Annotated in this window: 17 protein-coding genes and 2 pseudogenes; 9 read left to right on the top strand and 10 right to left on the bottom strand. The window is 72.5% G+C overall.

Annotated features, from left to right (window positions below; genetic code table 11):
* Positions 1 to 7: 7 nt before the first annotated feature.
* The 3 genes from ACIQNG_RS06505 to ACIQNG_RS06495 all read right to left on the bottom strand — a co-directional run bounded on the left by ACIQNG_RS06505 (position 8) and on the right by ACIQNG_RS06495 (position 4,878).
* Positions 8 to 976, bottom strand: a complete 969-nt coding sequence (locus ACIQNG_RS06505) for a hydroxymethylglutaryl-CoA lyase (RefSeq protein ID WP_401433217.1) — start codon at positions 974 to 976, stop codon at positions 8 to 10.
* Positions 973 to 3,081: a biotin carboxylase N-terminal domain-containing protein gene (locus ACIQNG_RS06500; protein ID WP_401482875.1), complete on the bottom strand. Its 2,109-nt coding sequence runs from the start codon at positions 3,079 to 3,081 to the stop codon at positions 973 to 975. Before ACIQNG_RS06500 ends, ACIQNG_RS06505 begins: the two co-directional genes overlap by 4 nt.
* A gap of 180 nt (positions 3,082 to 3,261) precedes the next feature.
* A complete protein-coding gene (locus tag ACIQNG_RS06495; RefSeq protein WP_401433214.1) occupies positions 3,262 to 4,878 on the bottom strand; it encodes a carboxyl transferase domain-containing protein in 1,617 nt (538 codons plus the stop codon).
* 87 nt (positions 4,879 to 4,965) lie between these two features.
* Between ACIQNG_RS06495 and ACIQNG_RS06490 the strand changes: the two are divergent.
* From ACIQNG_RS06490 to ACIQNG_RS06470, 5 genes and pseudogenes are all read left to right on the top strand, one after another.
* Positions 4,966 to 5,559 (top strand): annotated as a pseudogene (locus ACIQNG_RS06490) (TetR/AcrR family transcriptional regulator); the annotation flags it as partial.
* 252 nt (positions 5,560 to 5,811) lie between these two features.
* On the top strand, positions 5,812 to 6,807 hold the full coding sequence (locus ACIQNG_RS06485; protein ID WP_401482874.1) for a siderophore ABC transporter substrate-binding protein: 996 nt from the start codon (positions 5,812 to 5,814) through the stop codon (positions 6,805 to 6,807).
* A gap of 74 nt (positions 6,808 to 6,881) precedes the next feature.
* Positions 6,882 to 7,844: an ABC transporter permease gene (locus ACIQNG_RS06480; RefSeq protein WP_401482873.1), complete on the top strand. Its 963-nt coding sequence runs from the start codon at positions 6,882 to 6,884 to the stop codon at positions 7,842 to 7,844.
* Positions 7,837 to 9,021, top strand: a complete 1,185-nt coding sequence (locus tag ACIQNG_RS06475; protein WP_401482872.1) for an iron chelate uptake ABC transporter family permease subunit — start codon at positions 7,837 to 7,839, stop codon at positions 9,019 to 9,021. Before ACIQNG_RS06480 ends, ACIQNG_RS06475 begins: the two co-directional genes overlap by 8 nt.
* A complete protein-coding gene (locus tag ACIQNG_RS06470; RefSeq protein WP_401482870.1) occupies positions 9,018 to 9,776 on the top strand; it encodes an ABC transporter ATP-binding protein in 759 nt (252 codons plus the stop codon). Before ACIQNG_RS06475 ends, ACIQNG_RS06470 begins: the two co-directional genes overlap by 4 nt.
* A 22-nt stretch (positions 9,777 to 9,798) precedes the next feature.
* On the opposite strand, the gene ACIQNG_RS06465 is transcribed toward ACIQNG_RS06470, so the two are convergent.
* From ACIQNG_RS06465 to ACIQNG_RS06455, 3 genes are all read right to left on the bottom strand, one after another.
* Positions 9,799 to 11,484, bottom strand: a complete 1,686-nt coding sequence (locus tag ACIQNG_RS06465; RefSeq protein WP_401482869.1) for a thiamine pyrophosphate-binding protein — start codon at positions 11,482 to 11,484, stop codon at positions 9,799 to 9,801.
* Positions 11,481 to 12,461 carry an agmatinase gene (gene speB, locus ACIQNG_RS06460; protein ID WP_401433199.1) on the bottom strand — a complete coding sequence of 327 codons (981 nt, stop codon included), beginning with the start codon at positions 12,459 to 12,461 and terminating at the stop codon, positions 11,481 to 11,483. The genes ACIQNG_RS06465 and speB overlap by 4 nt, the downstream gene beginning before the upstream one ends.
* Before the next feature lie 96 nt (positions 12,462 to 12,557).
* Positions 12,558 to 14,030, bottom strand: a complete 1,473-nt coding sequence (locus tag ACIQNG_RS06455) for a sodium:solute symporter (protein WP_401482868.1) — start codon at positions 14,028 to 14,030, stop codon at positions 12,558 to 12,560.
* 130 nt (positions 14,031 to 14,160) lie between these two features.
* Here ACIQNG_RS06455 and ACIQNG_RS06450 point away from each other — a divergent pair, with 130 nt between their 5' ends.
* Both ACIQNG_RS06450 and ACIQNG_RS06445 read left to right on the top strand, forming a co-directional pair.
* The gene (locus ACIQNG_RS06450) at positions 14,161 to 15,855 is read left to right on the top strand and encodes a helix-turn-helix domain-containing protein (RefSeq protein WP_401482867.1); all 1,695 of its coding nucleotides are present in this window, start codon (positions 14,161 to 14,163) and stop codon (positions 15,853 to 15,855) included.
* Positions 15,856 to 15,985: 130 nt separating this feature from the next.
* Entirely contained in the window at positions 15,986 to 16,774 is a 789-nt protein-coding gene (locus ACIQNG_RS06445) for a phosphatase (RefSeq protein ID WP_401482866.1), read from the top strand.
* Here ACIQNG_RS06445 and ACIQNG_RS06440 read toward each other — a convergent pair.
* The 3 genes from ACIQNG_RS06440 to ACIQNG_RS06430 are packed head-to-tail and all read right to left on the bottom strand — an operon-like array spanning position 16,744 to position 19,844.
* Positions 16,744 to 17,799, bottom strand: a complete 1,056-nt coding sequence (locus ACIQNG_RS06440) for a cation diffusion facilitator family transporter (protein WP_401482865.1) — start codon at positions 17,797 to 17,799, stop codon at positions 16,744 to 16,746. The two genes, ACIQNG_RS06445 and ACIQNG_RS06440, sit on opposite strands and share 31 nt — an antisense overlap.
* 11 nt (positions 17,800 to 17,810) lie before the next feature.
* A complete protein-coding gene (locus ACIQNG_RS06435) occupies positions 17,811 to 18,677 on the bottom strand; it encodes an acyl-CoA thioesterase (RefSeq protein ID WP_401482863.1) in 867 nt (288 codons plus the stop codon).
* A gap of 9 nt (positions 18,678 to 18,686) precedes the next feature.
* Positions 18,687 to 19,844, bottom strand: a complete 1,158-nt coding sequence (locus tag ACIQNG_RS06430) for an acyl-CoA dehydrogenase family protein (protein WP_401433187.1) — start codon at positions 19,842 to 19,844, stop codon at positions 18,687 to 18,689.
* A 564-nt stretch (positions 19,845 to 20,408) separates the two neighbouring features.
* Here ACIQNG_RS06430 and ACIQNG_RS06425 point away from each other — a divergent pair.
* Positions 20,409 to 20,702 (top strand): annotated as a pseudogene (locus ACIQNG_RS06425) (UTRA domain-containing protein); the annotation flags it as partial.
* A 42-nt stretch (positions 20,703 to 20,744) separates the two neighbouring features.
* Here the strand turns inward: ACIQNG_RS06425 and ACIQNG_RS06420 are convergent.
* Entirely contained in the window at positions 20,745 to 21,590 is an 846-nt protein-coding gene (locus ACIQNG_RS06420) for an endonuclease I family protein (RefSeq protein ID WP_401482862.1), read from the bottom strand.
* A gap of 175 nt (positions 21,591 to 21,765) precedes the next feature.
* On the opposite strand from ACIQNG_RS06420, the gene ACIQNG_RS06415 reads away from it, so the two are divergent.
* Positions 21,766 to 22,608 (top strand): serine hydrolase, encoded by an 843-nt coding sequence (locus tag ACIQNG_RS06415; protein ID WP_401482861.1) that lies wholly within the window; start codon positions 21,766 to 21,768, stop codon positions 22,606 to 22,608.
* Positions 22,609 to 22,687 lie beyond the last annotated feature (79 nt).

The following is a 22,687-nucleotide window of genomic DNA, read 5'->3' as shown; positions in this document are numbered from 1 at the left end:
TGCTGCCTCACTGCTCCTGCTGGTCCGTGTCCTTGTGGGACAGGGCTCTGACGGTGCGGGACGGGCTGGGACGGCCCAGCCGTTCGGCCAGCCACACGCTGGTGGCGGTGAGCCGGCCGAGGTCGACGCCGGTCTCGACCCCGAGACCGCGCAGCATCCACACCAGGTCCTCGGTGGCGAGATTGCCGGTGGCGGACCGGGCGTACGGGCAGCCGCCGAGGCCGCCCGCCGAGGCGTCCACGGTGGTGACGCCGTGCTGGAGGGCGGCCAGGGTGTTGGCGAGGGCCTGGCCGTAGGTGTCGTGGAAGTGCACACCGATCGCGGAGGTCGGCACGCCCTCCTCGTTCAGCTCGGCCAGCAGGGCCTGGACATGGGCGGGGGTGGCCACACCGATGGTGTCGCCGAGGCTCAGCTCGTCACAGCCCAGGTCCATCAGGGCCTTGCTGACCCTGACCACCTGATGGATCGGGACCGGCCCCTCCCAGGGGTCGCCGAAGCACATGGAGAGATAGCCGCGGACCCACACCCGGTCCGCCTTGGCCCGCCGCACCACCGGCTCGAACATGCCGAGGGCCTCGTCCACCGAGCGGTTGAGGTTGGCCCTGGCGAAGGACTCCGTGGCGCTGGCGAAGACGGCGACCCGGCGGGCGCCGAGGGCCAGCGCGCGGTCCAGGCCCCGCTCGTTCGGCACCAGCACCGGCAGTTCCACGCCGGTCAGGTCGCCGACCATCGGATAGAGCCGCTCGGCGTCCGCGAGCTGCGGCACCCACGCGGGGTGGACGAAGCTGGTGGCCTCGATCGTGGTCAGCCCGGCGTCGGCGAGGCGGTGGATGAACTCCGCCTTGATCTCCGTGGGGACGGTGGCCCGCTCGTTCTGGAGCCCGTCACGCGGGCCGACCTCGTGGATCCGGACCCGGGCGGGGAGGTCCGGGGCGGGGACGACCATGGGCAGGGAGGGCTCGGGCGCCGCGCTCATGCCGACACCCCCTCGGCGGCGGGCGGCTCGCCGGACCCGGCGGAGGTGTCCCGGGGGGTGGTGGACGTTGCTTCGGCGGGGGTGTCCCGGGGGGTGGTGGACGTTGCTTCGGCGGGGGTGTCCCGGGGGGTGGTGGACGTCGCTTCGGCGGAGGTGTCCCCGGGGGCGGTGGACGTCGCTTCGGCGGCGGGTGTCCCGTCCGGTGCGACGACCGCGAGGACCTGGTCCATGGCGACCGTCGCCCCCGCGGTGACGTCCAGTTCGGTGACCGTCCCCGCGTGCGGCGCGGAGATGACGTGCTCCATCTTCATCGCCTCCACCACCAGCAGACTCTGACCCGCGCCCACCCGGTCCCCGACGGCGACCTTCACCACCGTCACCGTGCCAGGCATCGGCGCGGTCAGCGAGTCGGCGCCCGAGCGGGCGGCACCGGTCAAGGACGCCGCGACCGGGTCGTGGTCCCGTACGTGCCAGGCGTCGCCGTCGCGGCCCAGCCACTCACCGGCACGGTCGAAGGTGTGCCGGACCCCGTCGAGGGTGACGCTGACCCGGTCGTCGGTGACCGTGTGGGCGCCGCGCGGCGTGTACTCCACCGGCTCGCCCCCCACCCGCAGCGGGAAGACGACCGGCCGGGCCGTGCCGCCCAGCCGCCAGCCGCTCGGCACCGAGAACGGGTCCGTCCAGCCGGCGCCGTCGCCGGCGGGCCGCAGCGCGTCCAGCCGTACGGCCGCCGCCGCCTCGTAGACCTCCTCCGGTACGCCGGTGGGGACCAGGGCGTCCGCCTCGCGCTCCACCAGACCGGTGTCCAGTTCGCCCGCGACCACCGCCGGATGGGCCAGCAGCCTGCGCAGGAACCCGGCGTTGGTGGGCACGCCCAGCGTCACCGTCGCGGCGAGCGCCGCCCGCAGCCGGCGCAGGGCGCTCGCGCGGTCGGGGCCGTACGCGATGACCTTGGACAGCATCGGGTCGTAGAGACTGCCGACCTCCGTGCCCTCGCTCAGACCGGAGTCGGTGCGCACCCCGTCGCCCTCGGGCTCGCGCAGCCGCAGCACCGTGCCGCCGGACGGCAGGAAGCCGCGGGCCGGGTCCTCGGCGCAGATCCGGGCCTCGACCGCGTGCCCGGTGAGGGTGATGTCGTCCTGGGCGAAGGGCAGCGGCTCCCCGGCGGCCACCCGCACCTGCCACTCCACCAGGTCGAGGCCGGTGATCAGCTCGGTGACCGGGTGCTCCACCTGGAGCCGGGTGTTCATCTCCATGAAGGAGTACGCCGACGGGTCGTCGCCCGGGACGATGAACTCCACCGTGCCCGCGCCGACGTACCCGCAGGAGCGGGCCGCCTGCACGGCCGCCTCGCCCATCGCCGCGCGGGTCGCCTCGTCCAGGAGGACGCTCGGCGCCTCCTCGATGATCTTCTGGTGGCGGCGCTGGAGGGAACACTCGCGCTCGCCGAGGTGGACGACGCTGCCGTGGGCGTCGGCCAGTACCTGGATCTCGATGTGCCGGGGCCGGTCGATCCAGCGCTCCACCAGCAGGGTGTCGTCACCGAAGGAGGCGGCGGCCTCGCGGCGCGCGGCGGCGATCTCGTCGTCCAGCGCCGCCAGGTCGCGGACCAGACGCATGCCCTTGCCGCCGCCGCCCGCGCTGGGCTTGAGCAGCACCGGGGCGCCGAGCGCGCGGGCCGCCCCGGCGAGGTCGGGGTCCCGGCCGCCGGGCACCACCGGCACCCCGGCCGCCGTCACCGTCTCCTTGGCGCGGATCTTGTCGCCCATGAGGGAGATGGCGTCGGCGGGCGGCCCGATGAAGACCAGCCCGGCGTCGGCGCAGGCCCGCGCGAAGGCGGCGTTCTCGGCGAGGAAGCCGTAGCCGGGGTGGATCGCCTGGGCGCCGGTGCGGGCGGCGGCGGCGAGGATCCGCTCGGTCGACAGATAGCTCTCGACCGCGGGCGCGGGACCGATCCGTACGGCCGTGTCCGCCTCCCGCACATGCCGGGCGTCCGCGTCGGCGTCGGAGAACACGGCGACCGAGCGGATCCCGAGGGCGCGGAGCGTACGGATCACGCGGACGGCGATCTCACCGCGGTTGGCGACGAGGACGGTGTCGAACATGGCCGTCCGGCGGGGAGGCCGGGGGCGCTGCGGGGCCTCGGGGTGCTGTCCGGTCCCGGGGCGCTTCCCGGCATCGGAGTTCCGTCCTGTGTTCTGTCCTTCCCCAGGGTGCTGCGAGGGCCTCGCGCTCCGGGGTGTCGCCGGGTTCTGCTGTGTCTCGGGCATCTGAGTGGGGTCCCCTCACATCCGGAAGACGCCGAACTGGGGGTCACCCAGGGGCGCGTTGGCGCACGCGGTCAGGGCCAGGCCCAGCACCTGGCGGGTCTCCAGCGGGTCGATGACCCCGTCGTCCCAGAGCCGGGCGGTGGCGTAGTAGGCGTTCCCCTGGCGCTCGTACTGCGCGCGGACCGGGGCCTTGAACGCGGCCTCGTCCTCGGCGGCCCAGGACTCGCCGCGCCCTTCGAGCTGATCCCGCTTGACGGTCGCGAGGACGGAGGCGGCCTGCTCACCGCCCATGACGGAGATCTTGGCGCCGGGCCACATCCACAGGAAGCGGGGGGAGTAGGCCCGCCCGCACATCGAGTAGTTCCCGGCGCCGTACGAGCCGCCCACCACCACCGTCAGCTTGGGTACCCGGGTGGTGGCGACGGCGGTGACCATCTTTGCCCCGTGCTTGGCGATGCCCCCGGCCTCGTAGTCCTTGCCGACCATGAACCCGGAGATGTTCTGGAGGAACAGGAGCGGGATGCCGCGCTGGTCGCACAGCTCGATGAAGTGCGCGCCCTTCTGGGCGGACTCGGAGAACAGGATCCCGTTGTTGGCGACGACGCCGACCGGGTGGCCGTGGATCCGGGCGAACCCGGTGACGAGGGTCTGCCCGAACTCCGCCTTGAACTCGGCGAACCGCGAGCCGTCCACGACCCGGGCGATGATCTCGCGCACGTCGTAGGGCGTACGGGGGTCGGCCGGCACGGCGCCGTAGAGCCCGTAGGGGTCGACCTTGGGCTCGGCGACCGGCGCCACGTCCCAGGGGAGCGGGCCGCGCGCGGGGACGGTGGCGACGATGTCCCGGACGATGCGCAGCGCGTGGGCGTCGTTCTCGGCGAGATGGTCGGTGACCCCGGAGACCCGGGAGTGGACGTCGCCGCCGCCCAGTTCCTCGGCGGTGACCACCTCACCGGTGGCGGCCTTCACCAGCGGGGGCCCGCCGAGGAAGATCGTGCCCTGGTTCCGGACGATGACGGCCTCGTCGCTCATGGCGGGCACATACGCGCCACCGGCGGTGCAGGACCCCAGCACGGCGGCGATCTGCGGGATCCCGGCGGCCGACATCCGGGCCTGGTTGAAGAAGATCCGCCCGAAGTGGTCACGGTCGGGGAAGACCTCGTCCTGGAGCGGCAGGAAGGCGCCGCCGGAGTCGACGAGGTAGACACAGGGAAGCCGGTTGTCGAGCGCGACCTCCTGCGCCCGCAGATGCTTCTTCACCGTCATGGGGTAGTACGTCCCCCCTTTGACGGTGGCGTCATTGGCGACCACGACACACTCGCGCCCGCTGACCCGCCCGATCCCGGCGATGACCCCGGCGGCCGGGGCCTGTCCCTCGTACATCCCGTCGGCCGCGAGCGGGGCCAGTTCCAGGAAGGGCGAGCCGGGGTCGAGCAGGGTGTCGACCCGGTCGCGCGGGAGCAGCTTGCCGCGCGCGGTGTGCCGGGCCCGCGCCTTCTCGCCGCCGCCGAGCCGGGCCCCGGCGAGCTTGCCGTGCAGCTCCTCGACCAGCGCGCGCTGGGCGGCCTCGTTGGCGCGAAAGCCTTCCGACGCGGGGTCTGCCGCGCTGGTCAGCTCGGGTGCCTGGTCCATCCCGCGAGCCCCCTCATCTGGTTAATAAGCGTTAACGCGTCCCCTTCAGGTTAACGACCGCTAACCTCCCTGTCTAGAATTGGCGCCATGGCCATCAGAACCGACGCCCCCACCCGCCGCGAGCAGATCCTCAAGCAGGCGGCCCGGCTCTTCGCCGAACGCGGTTTCCACGGCGTGGGCGTGGACGAGATAGGCGCGGCCGTCGGCATCAGCGGTCCGGGCCTCTACCGACACTTCCCCGGCAAGGACGCGATGCTCGCGGAACTGCTGGTCGGCATCAGCGGCCGGCTCCTGACGGGCGCGAAGCGCCGGGTGGCGGAAGCGGGCGCGGGCTGCGGGCCGGGCGGGATCCTGGACTCCCTCATCGAGGGCCATATCGACTTCGCCCTGGACGACCGCCCGCTGATCACCCTCCACGACCGTGAGCTGGACCGGCTCCGCGACACCGACCGCAAGCTGGTGCGTCAGCTCCAGCGCCAGTACGTCGAGCTGTGGGTGGGGGTGGTGCGGGACCTGTATCCCGCCCTCCCGGAACCGACGGCCCGCTCCGCCGTCCACTCCGTCTTCGGGCTGCTCAACTCCACGCCCCACCTGGGCCGCCGGGGCACCCTCCCGGGCCGGGGGGCGACGGCGGAGCTGTTGCACGGGATGGCGCGGGGGGCGTTCGCCGCCGCCGCGGCGGCGGACGGGGCCGATGGGACCGATGGGATCAACAGGGCTGTCGGGACCGATGGGGCCGACGGGACCAGCAGGGCTGTCGGGACCAACAGGGCTGTCGGGGCCGAGGGGGTCGACGGGGGCGTTTAGCGGGTTATCGCCACCCACAGGCGATTATCAGCCAGTACTTAGGTTAGGCTAAGCATAGTTGCACATTCATGCAGCCGCTTCGCCCTGCGCCGACGGCTGCCCCGCCCGTCCCAGGAGTCAGCCGCCGTGCGTTCTCACCGCTTCCGCAAGCCCCTCGTCGTGACCGGTTCGGTCCTGTGTGCGGGGCTGGTGCTGAGCGCCTGCGGCGCCTCCGACGACAAGAAGGACACGGCCGGATCCAAGGGCGGCGGCACCGTCACCATCACCACCGCCCAGGGCGAGATGGACGTCCCCGTGAAGCCCGCCCGGGTCGCCGCGCTCGACAACACCTCGTTCGCGACGCTCAAGGCGTTCGGTGTGAAGCCCGTCGCGGTGCCCAAGGCGCTGCTGCCGACCGAGGGCTTCGAGGACTGGCAGAACGACGCCTCGATCAAGGACGTCGGCACCCACCGCGAGCCCCGGTTCGAGGAGCTGAACGCCGCCGAGCCGGACCTGATCATCGGCGGCTACCGCTTCACCGACCACCACGACAAGCTGTCCAAGATCGCCAAGACGGTGGACGTGGCCCCCTCCGACGAGGCCGCGGACGGCTACGTCGCCTCCCTGAAGACGCAGACCGAGACCCTCGGGAAGGTCTTCGGCCAGGAGGCCGATGCCAAGGAGATCGTCGGCGCCCTGGACCAGGCCGAGAAGGACGCCGCCGGAGCCACCCGGGGCGAGAGCGTGTTCCTCGCCGTCGCCAGCGCCGGGAAGGTCGACAACGGGGCCAGCCGCATCGGCCGGCTCGCCGAGCCGCTGAACCTGAAGAACGTGCTCAGCGCCGAGGGCGAGGACAGCACCTCCGTGCACAACGACTCGGGCCTCGCCCCCGAGACGGTCGCCGAGCTGAACCCCGACTGGGTCATCATGCTGGACCGGGACGCGGCCGTGGGCACCGAGGACGGCTCCGAGGCCATCGCCGCGAAGAAGATCGTGGACGGCATGGAAGCCTGGGACAAGACGACCTTCCGCCAGCAGGACCAGGTCATCTACCTCGACGACGACTTCTACCTCTCCGAGGGCATCCAGGCGTACACCGACGCCTTCGACCAGGTGGCGACCGCGTTCGACGCGGCCGGCTGACACCCCACCTGACCCGTCGACGCGGCCCCGCACCGGTGCGGGGCCGCGTCGTCCTCCCTCGCCCCGGAAGCCCCATGCGCCGACTTCCCCTGCCGCTCGCCGCCCTCACCGTGCTGGCCCTGATCGTCGTCTCGCTCTTCGTCGGCGGGTACGACATCGACCTGCACGCGCTGTTCACCGACCCCGAGGCCCGGCGGATGTTCCTGATCTCCCGGGTACCGCGCACCCTCGCCCTGATCCTCGCCGCCGCCGCGATGGCCGTGTCCGGTGTGGTCCTGCAGATGCTGGTGCAGAACCGGTTCGTGGAGCCGACCACCACCGGCACCAGCGAGTGGGCGGCCCTGGGCGTCCTGCTGCTGACCCTTCTCGCACCGGCCTCCTCGCCCCTGGTGAAGATGGGGGCCGCGAGCGCCTTCGCGTTCGTCGGCGCGCTGGTCTTCCTGTTCGTGCTCGGCAGGATCGCGCTCAAGTCCCAGGTCATCGTGCCGATCGTCGGCATCATGCTGGGCGCGCTGGTCAGTGCGGTCACCCTGTACATCGCGTCCTCCACCAACCTCCTTCAGATGCTCGCCACCTGGCGCTCGGGCGGCTTCAGCTCCGTGGTGCGCGGCACCTACGAACCGCTGTGGGTGGTGGGGGCCATCGTCGTCGGGCTGTATCTCGCGGCCGACCGCTTCACCATCGCCGGGCTCGGCCGTGACACGGCCGTCAGCCTCGGGCTGCCCTACCGGCGCATCCTGTTCATCGGGCTCACCATGGTCGCCCTGGCCACCGGTGTGACCACGGTCGTGGTCGGGTTCATCCCGTTCCTCGGTCTGATCGTGCCGAACCTCGTCTCCATGGCCCGCGGCGACGACGTCCGCAAGAACCTGCCCTGGGTGGTGCTCAGCAGCGTCGCCCTGATGATCGTCTGCGACCTCGTCGGCCGGCTCCTCGTCTTCCCGCTGGAGATCCCGGCGACGGTGGTGCTGGGCGCGGTCGGCGCGTTCGTGTTCGTCGCGATGATCCTGCGTCAGCGAGGGAAGGCCCATGTCTGAACGTCACCTGCCGACCGCCGCGCCCACCGAGGGGAAGCCCGCGCCGGCCGATCACGGGAAGTCCACACCGGCCGATCACGGGAAGTCCACACCGGCCGATCACGGGAAGCCCGCGCCGGCCGATCACGAGAAGTCCACACCGGCCGAGGGCGGGAAGCCCGCGCCGGCCGAGGGCGGGACGTCCGCGCCCGGGATCCCCGGGGGACCGGGCGTCGGCGTCCGACGCGGGCTGCCCGCCGCCGCCCGGCTCGCCGTGGCCGCCGGGCTCGCCGCCGCCTCCGTGTGCGCCTTCCTCTTCCTGTTCATCGAGGGCTCCTTCGCGTTCGCCTTCGAGCGGCGGCTGACCATGTTCGGCACCATGGCCGTGGTCGCGTTCGCGCAGGCGATGGCGACGGTCGTGTTCCAGACCATCACCCACAACCGGCTGCTCACCCCGTCGATCATGGGCTTCGACGCCGTCTACATCCTGATGCAGACCCTGCTGGTCTCCGTGTTCGGCGGCAGCGTCCTCGCCGTGACCGACGGGATGCCGAAGCTCATCACCCAGACGCTGCTCATGGCCGGCTTCACCATGCTGCTGTTCGGCTGGCTGTTCTCCGGCCGCAAGGGCAGCCTCCATGTGCTGCTCCTGGTCGGCGTGGTGCTGGGGCTCGCCTTCCGCAGCCTGTCGGACTTCCTGCAACGACTGCTGTCGCCCGCCGAGTACGACGTCCTGTCGACCCGTCTGTTCGGACGGCTCAGCACCGCCGAGGCCGAGCATCTGCCGCTGGCCGGCGCGGTGTGCCTGATCGTCGGCGTCGTGATCTGGCAGCGCCGCTACCGGCTCGACACCCTGCTGCTCGGCCGGGACACCGCGACCAACCTGGGCATCGCGCACAAGCGTGAGCTGATGGTCATGCTGCTGCTGATCTCCGTGCTCATCGCGATGTCCACCGCGCTCGCCGGCCCCATGACCTTCTTCGGATTCGTCACCGCGATGCTCGCCTACCAGCTCGCGGGCACCCACCGGCATGTCGTCGTCCTGCCGATGGCGTTCCTCATCGGGCTGATCACCCTGGCGGGCGGACAGTTCCTCATGGAGCACGTCTTCTACGCCTCCGGCATGCTCACCGTCGTCATCGAGTTCCTCGGCGGGGCGGTCTTCCTCATCCATCTCCTCAGGAAGGGCACCCTGTGATCGAGTTCACCGACATCCGCAAGAGCTACGGCGACGACACCGTGCTCGGCCCCGTCTCCGGGCAGATCCCCGCGGGCGGCGTCACCTCGCTGGTCGGTCCCAACGGTGCCGGGAAGTCCACCCTGCTGACCATCATCGGCCGGCTCGCCGAGCCGACCTCCGGCACGGTCACCGTCGACGGCCTCGACATCCACCGGGCCAAGTCCCAGGAGGTGGCCAGGACCCTGTCCATCCTGCGCCAGGAGAACCACTTCACCGCCCGGGTGACCGTACGCGAACTGGTCTCCTTCGGACGCTTCCCGCACAGCCGCGGGCGGCTGACCCCGCAGTGCGTGGCGCAGGTGGACGACGCGCTCGACTTCCTCCACCTCGGCGACCTCCAGCACCGCTACCTCGACCAGCTCTCCGGCGGTCAGCGCCAGCGGGCCTACGTCGCGATGGTGCTGGCCCAGGACACCCGGTACGTCCTGCTGGACGAGCCGCTCAACAACCTCGACATGAAGCACTCGGTGCGGATGATGGGCCAGTTGCGCCGGGCCGCCGACGAACTCGGCAAGACCGTCGTCCTGATCGTCCACGACATCAACTTCGCCGCGGCCTACTCCGACCGGATCATCGCCCTGCGCGACGGCCGGATAGCCGCCGCCGACACGGTCGACGCGATGATGCGCGCCGACGTCCTCACCGAGGTGTTCGACACCCCGGTGAGGATCCACGAGATCGACGGCAAGCGGACGGCCGTGTACTACCAGTGACCCGGCGCACCCGAAGGGGCGTTCAGCCCAGGTGCGTCGGCGCGAACATCCGCAGCAGCGCCGGGAGGACCACCACCGACGGGCCCGGTGTCGCCAGGGCCTTGGTGAGGTCCGACTCCAGGGTCTCCGGGGTCGTGCGGACGCCCGGGACGCCGAAGGACTCGGCGAGGGCCACGAAGTCGGGGCGGGTCAGCTCCGTCGCCGTGGGCTCGCCGAAGGCGTCGGTCATGTACTCGCGCAGGATGCCGTAGCCGCCGTCGTCCACGATCAGCCAGGTGACCGGCAGCCCGTACTGCTGGGCCGTGGCCAGTTCGGCGAGGGAGTACAGGGCGCCGCCGTCGCCGGAGACCGCGAGGACCGGGCGGGTCGGGTCGGCCGCCGCCGCGCCGAGGGCGGCGGGGAAGCCGTAGCCGAGGCCGCCCGCGCCCTGCCCGGAGTGCATGGCGTTGGGGCGTCCGGCGTCGAACGCGGACCACGCCCAGTACGCCAGGATCGTCATGTCCCAGAAGGACGGCGAGTCGGTCGGGAGGGCGGCCCGGATCGAGGCCAGGAGCCGCTGCTCCAGGGAGAGGTCCTGGGACGCGATCCGCGCCCGCACCTTCTCCAGCACCGTCCGCACCCGCTCCGGCGCCGTCGGGTCCGTGCGCTCCTCCACCGTCTCCAGCAGGGCCTGGAGCGCCGGGCGGGCGTCCGCGTGGATGCCGAGGGCGGGGTGGTTGGACTCCAGTTTGCCGAGGTCGGCCTCGATCTGGACGACCCGGCCGCGCGGCTTGAAGGTGTGGTAGTTCGAGGAGAGTTCACCGAGGCCCGAGCCGACGACGAGGAGGACGTCCGCGTCCTCCAGGAAGTCGGTCGTGTGCCGGTCCTCCAGCCAGGACTGGAGGGACAGCGGGTGGTCCCAGGGGAAGGCGCCCTTGCCGCCGAACGTCGTCACGACCGGCGCGTCCAGCCGCTCCGCCAGCGCCAGCAGCTTGCCGGAGGCGTCCGCCCGGACGACCCCGCCGCCCGCGATGACCGCCGGGCGGTCGGCACGGGACAGCAGGTCCGCCGCCACCGCCGTCAGCTCCACCCGGGGGACCAGGTCCTCCGGGTGCGCGTCCACCCCGGTCACCACCGGCAGCGGCGTCGGCGCCAGCAGCACGTCCTGCGGGATCTCCACCCACACCGGGCCGTGCGGGGCGGTCAGCGCCGAACGCCACGCCTCCGCGAGCGCCGACGGTATCTGGGACTGCGTACGGACCTGGTGGACGGACTTGACCACGCCCCGGAACGAGGCCGCCTGGTCGGGGAGTTCATGGAGGTAGCCGTGCCGCCCGCCGCCGAGGCCCGCCGTCGGGACCTGGCTGCTGATCGCCACCACCGGCGCGGAGGCGGCCCGCGCCTCCTGGAGCGCGGGCAGCGCCGTCAGCGCCCCCGGCCCGGTCGACAGCAGCAGCGGGGCCGCCTCACCGGTGACCCTGCCGTAGGCGTCCGCCGCGAAGCCCGCGTTGTTCTCGACCCGCAGCCCCACGTACCGCAGGGCGCTGCGGCGCAGCGCGTCGAACATGCCGAGGGCGTGCTGGCCGGGCAGCCCGAAGACGGTCGTCGCGCCGAGCCCGGCCAGGGTCTCCACGACCAGGTCCCCGCCGTTGCGGCCGGTCGGCGGATTCAGGGCCTGCTCGGTCTGGGCCCGGGTGGGGCGGAGCACCAGATCGTGGTCGTGCGTCACTTGGTCTCGGTGCCCTTCCGCGCCGCGGCGATCTGCCGGGACATGATGGTGGTCAGTTCGTACGCCGTGTGGGACGCGGCGACCGAGGTGATCTCGGCGTGGTCGTACGCGGGCGCCACCTCCACCACATCGGCGGAGACGAGCCGGCAGGAGGCCAGTCCGCGCAGGATCTCCAGCAGCTCGCGGGAGGTCATGCCGCCCGCCTCGGGGGTGCCGGTGCCGGGCGCGTGGGCCGGGTCGAGGCAGTCGATGTCGATGGAGATGTACAGGGGGCGGTCGCCGATGCGCTGCCGGAGCTGGTCGGCCACCTCGTCGGCGCCGCGCCGGTACACATCGGCCGAGGTGACGATGCCGAAGCCCATCTTCTCGTCGTCCGTGAGGTCCTGCTTGCCGTAGAGCGGGCCGCGGGTGCCGACGTGGGAGAGGGCGGAGGTGTCGAGGATGCCCTCCTCCACCGCGCGCCGGAACGGGGTGCCGTGGGTGTACTCGGCGCCGAAGTAGGTGTCCCAGGTGTCGAGGTGGGCGTCGAAGTGCAGCAGGGCGACCGGGCCGTGCCTCTTCGCCACCGAGCGCAGCAGCGGCAGCGCGATGGTGTGGTCGCCGCCCAGCGTCATCAGCCGGGCGCCGGTGCCGAGGAGGTCGTCGGCGGCGGCCTCGATCGTGTCGACGGCCTCGTGGATGTCGAACGGGTTGACCGCGATGTCCCCGCCGTCGGCGACCTGCGCGAGCGCGAAGGGGGAGGCGTCCTGGGCGGGGTTGTACGGCCGCAGCAGCCGGGACGCCTCACGGATGGCGTTGCCGCCGAAGCGGGCGCCCGGCCGGTACGAGACCCCCGAGTCGAACGGCACGCCCACCACGGCGACATCGGCGGCGGGCACCTCGTCGAGGCGGGGCAGCCGGGCGAAGGTCGCGGGCCCGGCGTACCGCGGGACGCGGGAGGAGTCGACGGGACCGCGGGGCGTCTCGGCGCTGCTCATTCTGGTGTGCCTTCCTTCTCACGCTTCAGCTGTGATGCGTGACTTGTCAATCTATGCGCGACTTGTGAATCGTCATACGACTCTACTGGCAGCCGGTCAGTGGTGTGCCGGGGCCGGCTCCTCGGTCGGTTCGGCGCCCCGGCCCGCCAGCCGCTCCCGCCAGGCGGCCAGCACGGCGGCGTCGGTGGGCGGGGTGGCGAGGGAGACGAGCACGTAGGCGGCGAGGGCGGCCAGCAGACCGTAGTAGATCGGCTCGTTGGCGAGGATGCCGTACGTCGCCATCAGGACGACCACCGACAGACCGCCGACCGTGACACCCGCGAGCGCGCCCTGGACCGTGCCGCGCTTCCACAGCAGCCCGCCGAGGATCGGCACGAGGAGCCCGCCGACGAGCAGGTTGTACGCCACCGTCAGCGCCTCGATGACATTGTTGAGCACGATCGCGGTGAGGACCACGGCGATGCCCATGAGCAGGATGAAGACCCGGTTGCCCTTCACCTCGTCGTGCGCCTCGTCGGGCTGCCGGCCGCCGGCCGTGACCAGTCCGCGCAGCCGCGACCAGATGTCGTTGTTGGCGACCGTGGCGCAGGCGATCAGCGCGCCGGAGGAGGTGGACATCACGGCCGCGAGCGCGGCGGCGAGCACCAGGCCGCGCACGCCCATGGGGAGTTCCTCCTTGACGATCGTGGCGAAGGCGTCGTCCGGGCTGGCCAGGTCGGGGTACATCACCTTGGCGGCGGTGCCGATGACGGCACCGGCGAGCGCGTAGGCCAGACAGTAGGTACCGGCCACCGTGCCGCCCCACTTGGCCGTACCGTCACTGCGGGCGGTGAACACCCGCTGCCAGATGTCCTGCCCGATGAGCATGCCGAAGGTATAGATCAGGACGTACGTGAAGATGGTCTCGCCGCCGATGCCCAGCGGGTCGAAGTACTCGGTCGGCAGCTGGGCCTTCATCTCGGCGAAGCCGCCCGCCTTGACGACGGCGATGGGCAGCAGGAGCAGCAGCACCCCGATGGTCTTCACCACGAACTGCACCATGTCGGTCAGGGTGATCGACCACATGCCGCCGAGGGTGGAGTAGGCCACCACGATCGAGCCGCCCAGCACGATCGCGAGCGTGCGGTTCATGTCGAAGATGACATCGAAGATGGTGGCGTACGCGATGGTCGAGGTGACCGCGAGCATCAGGGTGTACGCCCACATCACCACGCCGGAGATCACCCCCGCCCGGCCGCCGTAGCGCAGGTCGAGCATCTCCGAGACCGTGTACACCTTCAGCCGGGCGATGCGCGCCGAGAAGAAGATGGACAGGGCGAGCAGGCCGAGGCCGATGGTGAACACCATCCAGGCGCCGGAGAGGCCGTACTGGTAGCCGAGGCCGACACCGCCGATGGTGGACGCGCCGCCGAGCACGATCGCGGCCATGGTGCCGGAGTACATGGCGGGGCCGAGCCGGCGGCCCGCGACCAGGAACTCGCTCTTGGACCTGGCGCGGCGCATGCCCCACCAGCCCATGGCGAGCATGCCGGCCAGATAGACGAGGATCACGAGATAGTCGACGGCCATGACAGGGCCTCCTTCACACAGGGCGCCCAGAGGGGGCCGCCGGTACGGACAGACCCTAGGTGGCCGAAAAGCAGCTGCGAAGTGTACGTTTCATCCATTCTGGAGAAGCGGAATGGAGGATAGGCACACCATGACGGACACCCCGCCGCGGGCCCCGGTCCCCTCCGCCGCCCGGGCCCCCGCGATGCCGCCCACCCCTTCCGTGCCGCTCTCCGCGCTGCTGGCCCGGGAGGATCTCGCCCTGCGGCAGCTGGCGGGACCCGCCGCCTCCGGAGTGGTCCTGCACGGGGCGCACACCTCGGAGATGGCCGACCCGTACCCCTATCTGCTCGGCGGTGAGCTGCTGCTGACCGCGGGCGTACACATTCCGGCCACCGAGGCGGGCTCGGGCAGCGGGGCCGGGGCGGGAACGGGGCCGGGATCGGGGCTGGGGTCGGAGCCGGGACCGGGGCCGGGATCGGGACTGGGATCGGGGCTGGGATCGGGGCCGGGATCGGGACTGGGATCGGGGCCGGGATCGGGGCTGGGACCGGAGCCGGGACCGGGGGCCGACCTCGACGCCTACGCCGCCCGGGTCGTCGCCGCCGGCGGGGCCGCGCTCGGCTTCGGCCTGGCACCCGTCCACGACATCGTGCCGCGGGCCCTGGTCGCGGCCTGCACGGCACACGGACTGCCCCTGATCGAGGTGCCGCCGCGGACCACCTTCGCCGCCGTCGCCCGAGCCGTCTGGCAACTGGTCGCGCAGGCCAGGAACGCCGAACTGCGCCGGGTCACCGAGGCCCAGCAGAGCCTCGCCGCCGCCGCGGCCCGCCCCGACCCCGTCCCGGCCGTACTACGTCAGCTCGCCCGGCGGGTCGGCGGCGCCCGGGCCGTGCTGTACGGGCCGCAGGGCACGGAGATCGCGGGCGCGGGACGGCCCCCCGCGGCGCCGGTCGCCGAGGCGCTCGCCCGGCTGACCCGGGTCGTCACCGGCCGCTCCTCCAGCACCACCGCCACCGACACCGTGAGCGGCGTCCAGCTCACCGCGTACGCCCTCGGCGCCGGACAGGGCTTCGTGCTCGGCGTGGCCGCGCCGCGCCGGGACCCCGGGGACCACACCGTCGCCTCGGTCGCCGCCGTCCTGCTGTCCCTGCTGACCGGCGAGCACCAGAGCGCCACCGAGGCGGCCCGCTCGTCGGCGCTGGTACGGCTGCTGCTCGGCGCGGAACCGGCGGCGGTGGCGCCGCTGCTGCGCGGGGACCCGGCCGGGGCCGCCGGACCCTGGCTCGTCGTGCACGCCCGCCCCCTCGCCCGCCCCGCCGACCAGGTCGCCGCCGCCGGGCTCGGGGCCGCGCTCGGCTCGGCGCTGGTCGACCTGGTGGACCGGGGCGCCGGAGCCGACGGGGTCGTCCGGGTGCTGATGCCCGCCGTGCGGGAACCGGGGCCGCAGCCGGGATGGAGGCTCGGGGTCAGCGCGCCCGTGGGGCCCGGCGAGTGGCCCGCCGCCGACACCCAGGCGGCCCGCGCGCTGACCCGCGCCCGCGCCTCCCGCGCCCTCCTGGTACGGCACGGCCCGCGGCCCGCGCTCACCGACCTCGTCCCGCCGGACCAGGCCGAGGCCCACGCGCGGGCCCTGCTCGCGCCGGTCGCGGACACCCCGGCGCTGGCCGACACCCTGCGGGCCTGGCTCTCCCTGCACGGCAGCTGGGACCGGACCGCCGTCGCCCTGTCGGTGCACCGCAACACCGTGCGCCAGCGCATCGCCCGCTGCGCCGCGCTGCTGGAGACGGACCTGGACGATCCGGACGTACGGATGGAGCTGTGGTTCGCGCTGCGGCGCTGCTGACCCAGGTCGCGGGCCGGCGGCCCCCGTCGGGTGTCACGGTTCAGTGCCGTGCCGTCACAGTTCGGTGACCCATGTCCCAGCGTCCGGGACGTCAAGGACGGACACGGGGATCTGGACCACAATGGGAGCCATGCCGATACCCGGGACGCCCAGCCGCGCCGAACTCGTCGACCACCTCGTCAGCACCCGTATCGCGGGCCAGGTCGCCACCCCGCGCGAGAACAACCTCTCCCACTACCGTCAGCTCGCCAACGGCGTACGCAACTTCTGGCTCGGTCTGGAACTGGGCGACCGCTGGACCGACGAGCAGGACGTGCTCGCGGTGATGGCGGAGCGGGTCGGCGTCAACGACGACCCCGAGTACCGGCACGGCCAGGACACCATCGACCCCGAGCTGACCGTGGCCGGCCTCGACCGGATGGCGGCCCGGCTGCGCAAGGCGGCGGCGGGCGGGCAGCGGGTGCTGTTCGCGACCGGGCACCCCGGCGGGCTGCTGGACGTGCACCGGTCGACGGCCGCCGCGCTGCGCGCCGCCGGCTGCGAGATCGTGGTCATCCCCGAGGGCCTGCGCACCGAGGAGGGCTACGTCATGCAGTTCGCGGACGTGGCCATGCTGGAGCACGGGGCCACGCTCTGGCACACCCACTCCGGCGAGCCGATGAGGGCCATCCTCACCGCCCTGGAGCACGAGGGCCGCCCGCTGCCCGACCTGGTGGTCGCCGACCACGGCTGGGCGGGGTACGCGGGCCACCACGGCGTCGACTCCGTCGGCTACGCCGACTGCAACGACCCGGCGCTGTTCATCGCGGAGGCCGAGGGGACCGTACAGGTGGCGGTGCCGCTGGACGACCATGTGATCAGCCCGCGCTCCTACGACCCGATGGTCGCCTACCTGCTGTCGGAGGCGGGACTGGCCTGACCGTCGGGGACGTCGGGGCGGTCGGGGCTGTCGGGGGCGTCGGGACCAGGGGCCGGGCCTTCCCCGCGGCGCTGCCCGGGTCCCGGCGTCGGGTCCAGATACACGCGGCCGATCGCCGGGAACGCCGCCCTGAGCCGCTGTTCGGCGGTCTCGCAGGCCCACTCGACCTGCGCGGCCGTGGCGATGTCCCGGAAGTCCACCTTGGCGGCGACCAGCGCCTGCCGGGGCCCCTGCACCAGGGTCGTCAGCTCCAGTACGGCCTCCACGTGCTCCACCGCGAGCAGTTCGGCCCGGATCCGCTCCCGCACCGGCCGGGGCAGCGCCCGCCCGATCAGCAGCACGGCGTTGGACCGGCCCAGCTCCCAGGCGACGTGCAGCAGGAGCAGGCCGATGAGGAGGGAGGCGACGCCGTCCCAGACGCCGGTGCCGGTGAGCTGGCCGCCGAGCAGTCCGCCGGCGGCGAGGACCAGTCCGACGAGGGCGGCGGTGTCCTCGAAGACGACGGCCTTCACGGCGGTGTCCGGGGTGTGCCGCAGATAGCGCCGGAAGGGTGCCTTGAGCCGGGCGGCCTCGCCGCGGGCCTGGCGCAGGCCGGTCCGGAGGGAGTAGCCCTCCAGGAGGAAGGCGACGCCGAGGACGAGGTACGAGACGACGGGGTCGCCGGGTTCCTCGCCGTGGGTGAGGGTGTGGACGCCGTCGTAGATCGCGAAGACGGCGCCGCCGACGAAGGTGGCGACGGCGGCGAGCAGCGCCCAGATGTAGCGTTCGGCGCCGTGGCCGAGGGGGTGGTCCTCGTCGGCGGGTTTCGCGCCGCGCTTGAGGGCGACGAGCAGCATCAGCTCGGTGACGGTGTCGGCGACCGAGTGCGCGGCCTCGGAGAGCATCGCGCTGGAGCCGCTGACGACACCGGCCACGGTCTTGGCGGCGGCGATCCCCAGATTGGCCGCGGCGGCGACGAGCACGGTGGTGGTGCTCTCGCCGCCGGTCGCGTCCCGCGGTCCGGGTGGGGGTTCGGGTCCGGCCATGTCCCTCAGTCTCACCGAGGGACGCGGACCACGCCTTCCTGGACGACCGAGACCGCCAGCCGGCCGTCCTGGGTGTAGATACGGGCCTGGCCCAGGCCCCGGCCGCCGTGGGCCGCGGGGGACTCCTGGTCGTAGAGCAGCCATTCGTCGGCGCGGAAGGGTCGGTGGAACCACATGGCGTGGTCGAGCGAGGCCCCCACGACGTCCCCCACGGCCCAGCCGCCGCGGCCGTGCGCGAGCAGCACCGAGTCGAGCAGGGTCATGTCGGAGACGTAGGTGGCGAGGACGACATGGAGGAGGGGGTCGTCGGCGAGCTTGCCTTCGGTGCGGAACCAGACCTGGGAGCGGGGGGCGCGCGGGGTGCCGTAGCGGCCGTGCGGGGGGTCGTCCACGTACCGCAGGTCGACGGCGTCCCGGGCCTCCAGGAACCTCTCCACGACCCCGGGGTCCAGATGGCCGTAGTCGCGCAGCCGTTCCCGGGAGGTGGGCAGGGTGACCGGGTCGGGGGCGGGCGGCATGGGGGCCTGGTGGTCGAGCCCTTCCTCGTACGTCTGGAAGGACGCGGACAGCGCGAAGATCGGCCGGCCGTGCTGGACGGCGACGACCCGGCGGGTGGTGAAGGAGCGGCCGTCCCGCATCCGGTCGACGGTGTAGACGATGGGGGCGCCCGGGTCGCCGGGGCGCAGGAAGTAGGCGTGCAGGGAGTGCGCGGGCCGCCCGGCGGGGACGGTGCGGCCCGCCGCGACCATCGCCTGGGCGGCGACCTGTCCGCCGAAGACCCGGGGGACGACGGCGGAGCGGGACCGCCCGCGGAAGATGTCCTCCTCGATCTGCTCCAGGTCGAGCAGATCGAGGAGGGACCGGAGTGCCTCGCTCATGGCGTCGGGCTACAGGCCCATGTCCTTGGCGATGATCGTCTTCATGATCTCGCTGGTGCCGCCGTAGATGCGGTTGACGCGGTTGTCGGCGTAGAGGCGGGCGATCGGGTACTCGTTCATGTAGCCGTAGCCGCCGTGGAGCTGGAGGCAGCGGTCGATCACCCGGTGGGCGACCTCGGTACAGAACAGCTTGGCGCCGGCGGCCTCGGCGGGGGTCAGCTCACCGGCGTCCAGGGCTTCGAGGGCGCGGTCGGCGACCGCCTCGGCGGCGTCCACCTCGGCCTTGCAGGCGGCCAGCTCGAACTTGGTGTTCTGGAAGTGGGCGACGGGCTTGCCGAAGACCACGCGCTCCTGGACGTACCGCTGGGCGAAGCGTACGGCGGCGGCGGCCTGCGCGTACGCGCCGAACGCGATGCCCCAGCGCTCGGAGGGGAGGTTCGCGCCGAGGTAGGAGAAGCCCTTGTTCTCCTCGCCGAGCAGGTCCTCCACGGGGACCTTGACGTCGGCGAAGGCCAGTTCGGCGGTGTCGGAGGTCTTCAGGCCGAGCTTGTCGAGCTTGCGGCCGACGCTGTAGCCCTCGGAGCGGGTGTCCACGGCGAACAGGGAGATGCCGTGGCGGCGGTCCTCGGCGCCGGCCGGGGCGGTGCGGGCGCAGACGATGACGCGGTCGGCGTGGACACCGCCGGTGATGAAGGTCTTGGCGCCGTTGAGGACGTAGTGGGTGCCGTCCTCGGAGCGCTTGGCGGTGGTCTTCATGCCGGCGAGGTCGGAGCCGGTGCCGGGCTCGGTCATCGCGATGGCCCACATCTCCTCGGCGGAGACGAACTTCGGCAGGTACCGCTTCTTCTGCTCGTCGGTGGCGAGCATCTTGATGTACGGGAGGGCGAGCAGCACATGCACCCCGGACCCGCCGAAGGTGACGCCCGCGCGGGCGGTCTCCTCGTACTGGACGGCCTCGAACTTGTGGGTGTCCAGGCCCGCGCCGCCGTACTCCTCCGGGACGTTGATGCCGAAGAGGCCCAGCTCGGCGAGCTTGTGGTAGAACTCGCGCGGCGTCTGGCCGGCGGCGAACCACGCGTCGTACTCCGGGACGACCTCGGCCTCGATGAAGGCGCGCAGGGTCTCCCGGAACGCCTCGTGATCCTCGTTGAACACCGTACGGCGCACGCCGCCTCCTCCTTGCCGATGTCTAAGCGCTTGCTCACCCCAAGATACCGGCGAGTACGGAGGTCCGTCCAGCCTGGGTTTGCCTACCCGGGGTGGGGTAGGGGGCCCCTGCTCCACGGGGCTTTGCCCCGGACCCCATCCCTTCGCCCACCCGCCCACCCGTGGCGGGTCGGCCGAGCGGCACCCTCACGGGGCTCCGCCCCGGACCCCGGTCCTTCGCCCACCCGCCCGCCCGTGGCGGGTCGGTCGAGCGGCACCCTCACGGGGCTCCGCCCCGGACCCCGTCCTTCGCCCACCCGCCCGCCCGTGGCGGGTCGGTCGAGTGGCACCCTCACGGGGCTCCGCCCCGGACCTCGTCCTTCGCCCACCCGCCCGCCCGTGGCGGGTCAGTCAGCGGCTCGCCCCCGCGGGGCTCCGCCCCGGACCCCGGGTTCCGGCGGGGCAGCCCCCCCAGCGATCGGACAGGGTCTCGGAATTGCCCGCATGGGATGAGCAGCCGGGGATCAGGGCGTCAGGCCAAGTGCCAGCGCATCGCCGCCGAGCGGCTCGCGGGATCGCGGTGGGGTGCTGGGGCCGGCGGAGGGCGAGCGGGTCTGTGTCCGCCGCCGGCGCTACACCCTCGACGGCACACCCGTCCGCCTCGCCACCTCGTACCTCCCCGCCGGTCTCGTCGCCGGTACCCCGGTCACCCGGCCGGACACCGGTCCCGGCGGGGTCTACGCCAGGCTCGCGGAACTGGGCCGCGCCCCCGTGCGGTTCCGTGAGGAGATCCGCTCGCGGATGCCGGGCGGCGAGGAGGCGGACGCGCTGGAGTTGCCGGCGGGTGTCCCCGTCGTGCTCGTCGTCCGGACCGCCTTCGACGCCTGAGCCGCGGCGCCCGTCCGTTGGGTTCCCGCTCTGCTACCAGATCGCCTCGACCCACTCCGGGTGGTCGATGAACGGGTTCCGGTTGCCCTGGTAGTCGCTGTGGATCAGTTCGTTGCGGCGCTGTTCGCCGGCGTCCGGCGGGTCCTCGTCGTTCCACTGCTTCAGGACCGAGAGCCGGCCGTGGTACGGGACGCTGCCGTTGCTGACGGAGTTGTTGGGCTCCAGGTCGGGCCAGCTGTCGCCGCCCTCGTAGCGGACGGCCATGTAGAGGATCATGCGGGCCACATCGCCCTTGACGGCGTCGCGCGGCTCGAAGGAGTCGGAGTCGGTGAGGCTGCCGCCGCCGTTGGTGACGGGGCTGCCGCCGTTGTCGAAGTCCTTGTTGCCGCGGACCGAGTTGAGCTGGACGTCCTCGGGGCGAAGGTGGTGCAGGTCGGTGCCGGGGCCGGCGGAGGTGCCGAAGCCGCCGTGGGACTGGGCCCACACGTGCTCGCGGTTCCAGTTGCCGGAGTTGCCGCCGTTGAGCGTCTTGCTGCGGGAGAGACCGGAGTACAGGAGGACCACGTTTCCGCTGTTGCGGGGGTCCTGGTCGGTGACCTTCAGCGCCTCCCAGACCGCCGAGTAGGAGAGCTTGGTCTGGTCGCTGATGATCGTGTGCAGGGCGCTCTTCAGCGCCGGGCCGGTCTTGCCGGTCGCGTCCGCGTAGTAGTCGGCGGCGGGGGCGGGGGTGGTGGCGTCGGCGGTGGCGGAGGCGGGCCGAGGGGCGGGGGGTGTCGCCGTGGCCGGGGTGGTCGTCAGGGCCGGGAGGGTCAGGGCGAGGAGGACGGCCGAGGCGGCCAGGGCCACGGGGCGGCGGTGGCGCGGGTGCGTCACGGGCATGGGGTGTCCGTTCTACGCGGGTTGAGGGTGGGCCCTTCGAGCGTGACATGGACATGTATGCCGGTGGGTGAAGGTCAGGTGACCTTCGCGTGTGAACTGTCTCCCCGTGGTAACGGATCCGTCAGCTTTGGCCAGGCATACAACCCTTCACGCCGGCTCATACGTCGTGCTTGGCATGACCATTGGGATATCCAGGAAAGCGCGCTGGGTCGCGGGCGGAGTGCTGGTCGCGAGCGTGACCGCGCTCACCCCGACCGCTGCCGCCGCCACCCCGACCGTCGCCTGCACCTCCGCCAAGGCGGGACTCGCGACCAAGCTGAAGAAGGACATCACCGCCGCCCTCGCCAACCGCAAGGGCACGGTCGCCGTCGGCGTCCACGACCGCACCACCCACACCACCTGCACGCTGCGCGGCTCCACCTCCTACGACTCCGCCAGCGTCGTCAAGGTCACCGTGCTCGCCGCACTGCTGTGGGACGCGAAGAAGACCGACCGGTACCTCACCGACCGCGAGACCAAGCTCGCCGAGGCCATGATCACCAAGTCGGACAACGCCGCGACCTCCACCCTGTGGAAGCAGCTCGGCATGACGAAGATCAAGGGCTTCCTCACCGCCGCCAAGATGACCAGGACCAAGCCGGGCGCCGACGGCTACTGGGGTCTGACCCAGATCAACGTCACCGACGAGCAGAAGCTGCTCAAGCTGGTCCACGCCAAGAACAGCGTCCTCAGCGACAACTCCCGCGCCTACATCCGCCGGCTCATGGGCAAGGTCGTCTCCTCCCAGCGCTGGGGCACCCCGTACGGCGCCCCCTCCGGTGTCAGCGTCGCCGTCAAGAACGGCTGGCTCCAGCGCTCCACCCACGGCTGGCGCGTCCACAGCGTCGGCGTCTTCAAGGGCGGGGGCCACGACTACACCGTCACCGTGCTCACCCACGGCAACAGCACCATGAACTACGGCATCTCCACCATCCAGGGCGTCGCCAAGGCCGTCCACAAGGACCTCGCCGCGAGCTGACCCGGCCCCGTCGCCGGCCGTTCCCGGCCACGCCCCCGGTGATCCGGCCAACCCTTCACGGGGTGGCCCACCCCCGGTC

The sequence above is a fragment of the Streptomyces sp. NPDC091377 genome, from assembly GCF_044757045.1.
GTDB lineage: Bacteria > Actinomycetota > Actinomycetes > Streptomycetales > Streptomycetaceae > Streptomyces.
The sequence above is the reverse complement of the archived record's forward strand: the minus strand, read 5'-3'. Positions and strand labels throughout refer to the sequence as shown.

Bases quoted from the DNA above. Each gene is read 5' to 3' on its own strand.
- ACIQNG_RS06495 (WP_401433214.1), bottom strand. From the start codon at position 4,878: ATGGACCAGGCACCCGAGCTGACCAGCGCGGCAGACCCCGCGTCGGAA.
- ACIQNG_RS06450 (WP_401482867.1), top strand. From the start codon at position 14,161: ATGACGGACACCCCGCCGCGGGCCCCGGTCCCCTCCGCCGCCCGGGCC.
- ACIQNG_RS06435 (WP_401482863.1), bottom strand. From the start codon at position 18,677: ATGAGCGAGGCACTCCGGTCCCTCCTCGATCTGCTCGACCTGGAGCAG.
- ACIQNG_RS06475 (WP_401482872.1), top strand. From the start codon at position 7,837: ATGTCTGAACGTCACCTGCCGACCGCCGCGCCCACCGAGGGGAAGCCC.
- ACIQNG_RS06440 (WP_401482865.1), bottom strand. From the start codon at position 17,799: ATGGCCGGACCCGAACCCCCACCCGGACCGCGGGACGCGACCGGCGGC.
- ACIQNG_RS06455 (WP_401482868.1), bottom strand. From the start codon at position 14,030: ATGGCCGTCGACTATCTCGTGATCCTCGTCTATCTGGCCGGCATGCTC.
- ACIQNG_RS06505 (WP_401433217.1), bottom strand. From the start codon at position 976: ATGAGCGCGGCGCCCGAGCCCTCCCTGCCCATGGTCGTCCCCGCCCCG.
- ACIQNG_RS06420 (WP_401482862.1), bottom strand. From the start codon at position 21,590: ATGCCCGTGACGCACCCGCGCCACCGCCGCCCCGTGGCCCTGGCCGCC.
- ACIQNG_RS06445 (WP_401482866.1), top strand. From the start codon at position 15,986: ATGCCGATACCCGGGACGCCCAGCCGCGCCGAACTCGTCGACCACCTC.
- ACIQNG_RS06500 (WP_401482875.1), bottom strand. From the start codon at position 3,081: ATGTTCGACACCGTCCTCGTCGCCAACCGCGGTGAGATCGCCGTCCGC.
- ACIQNG_RS06415 (WP_401482861.1), top strand. From the start codon at position 21,766: ATGACCATTGGGATATCCAGGAAAGCGCGCTGGGTCGCGGGCGGAGTG.
- speB (WP_401433199.1), bottom strand. From the start codon at position 12,461: ATGAGCAGCGCCGAGACGCCCCGCGGTCCCGTCGACTCCTCCCGCGTC.
- ACIQNG_RS06480 (WP_401482873.1), top strand. From the start codon at position 6,882: ATGCGCCGACTTCCCCTGCCGCTCGCCGCCCTCACCGTGCTGGCCCTG.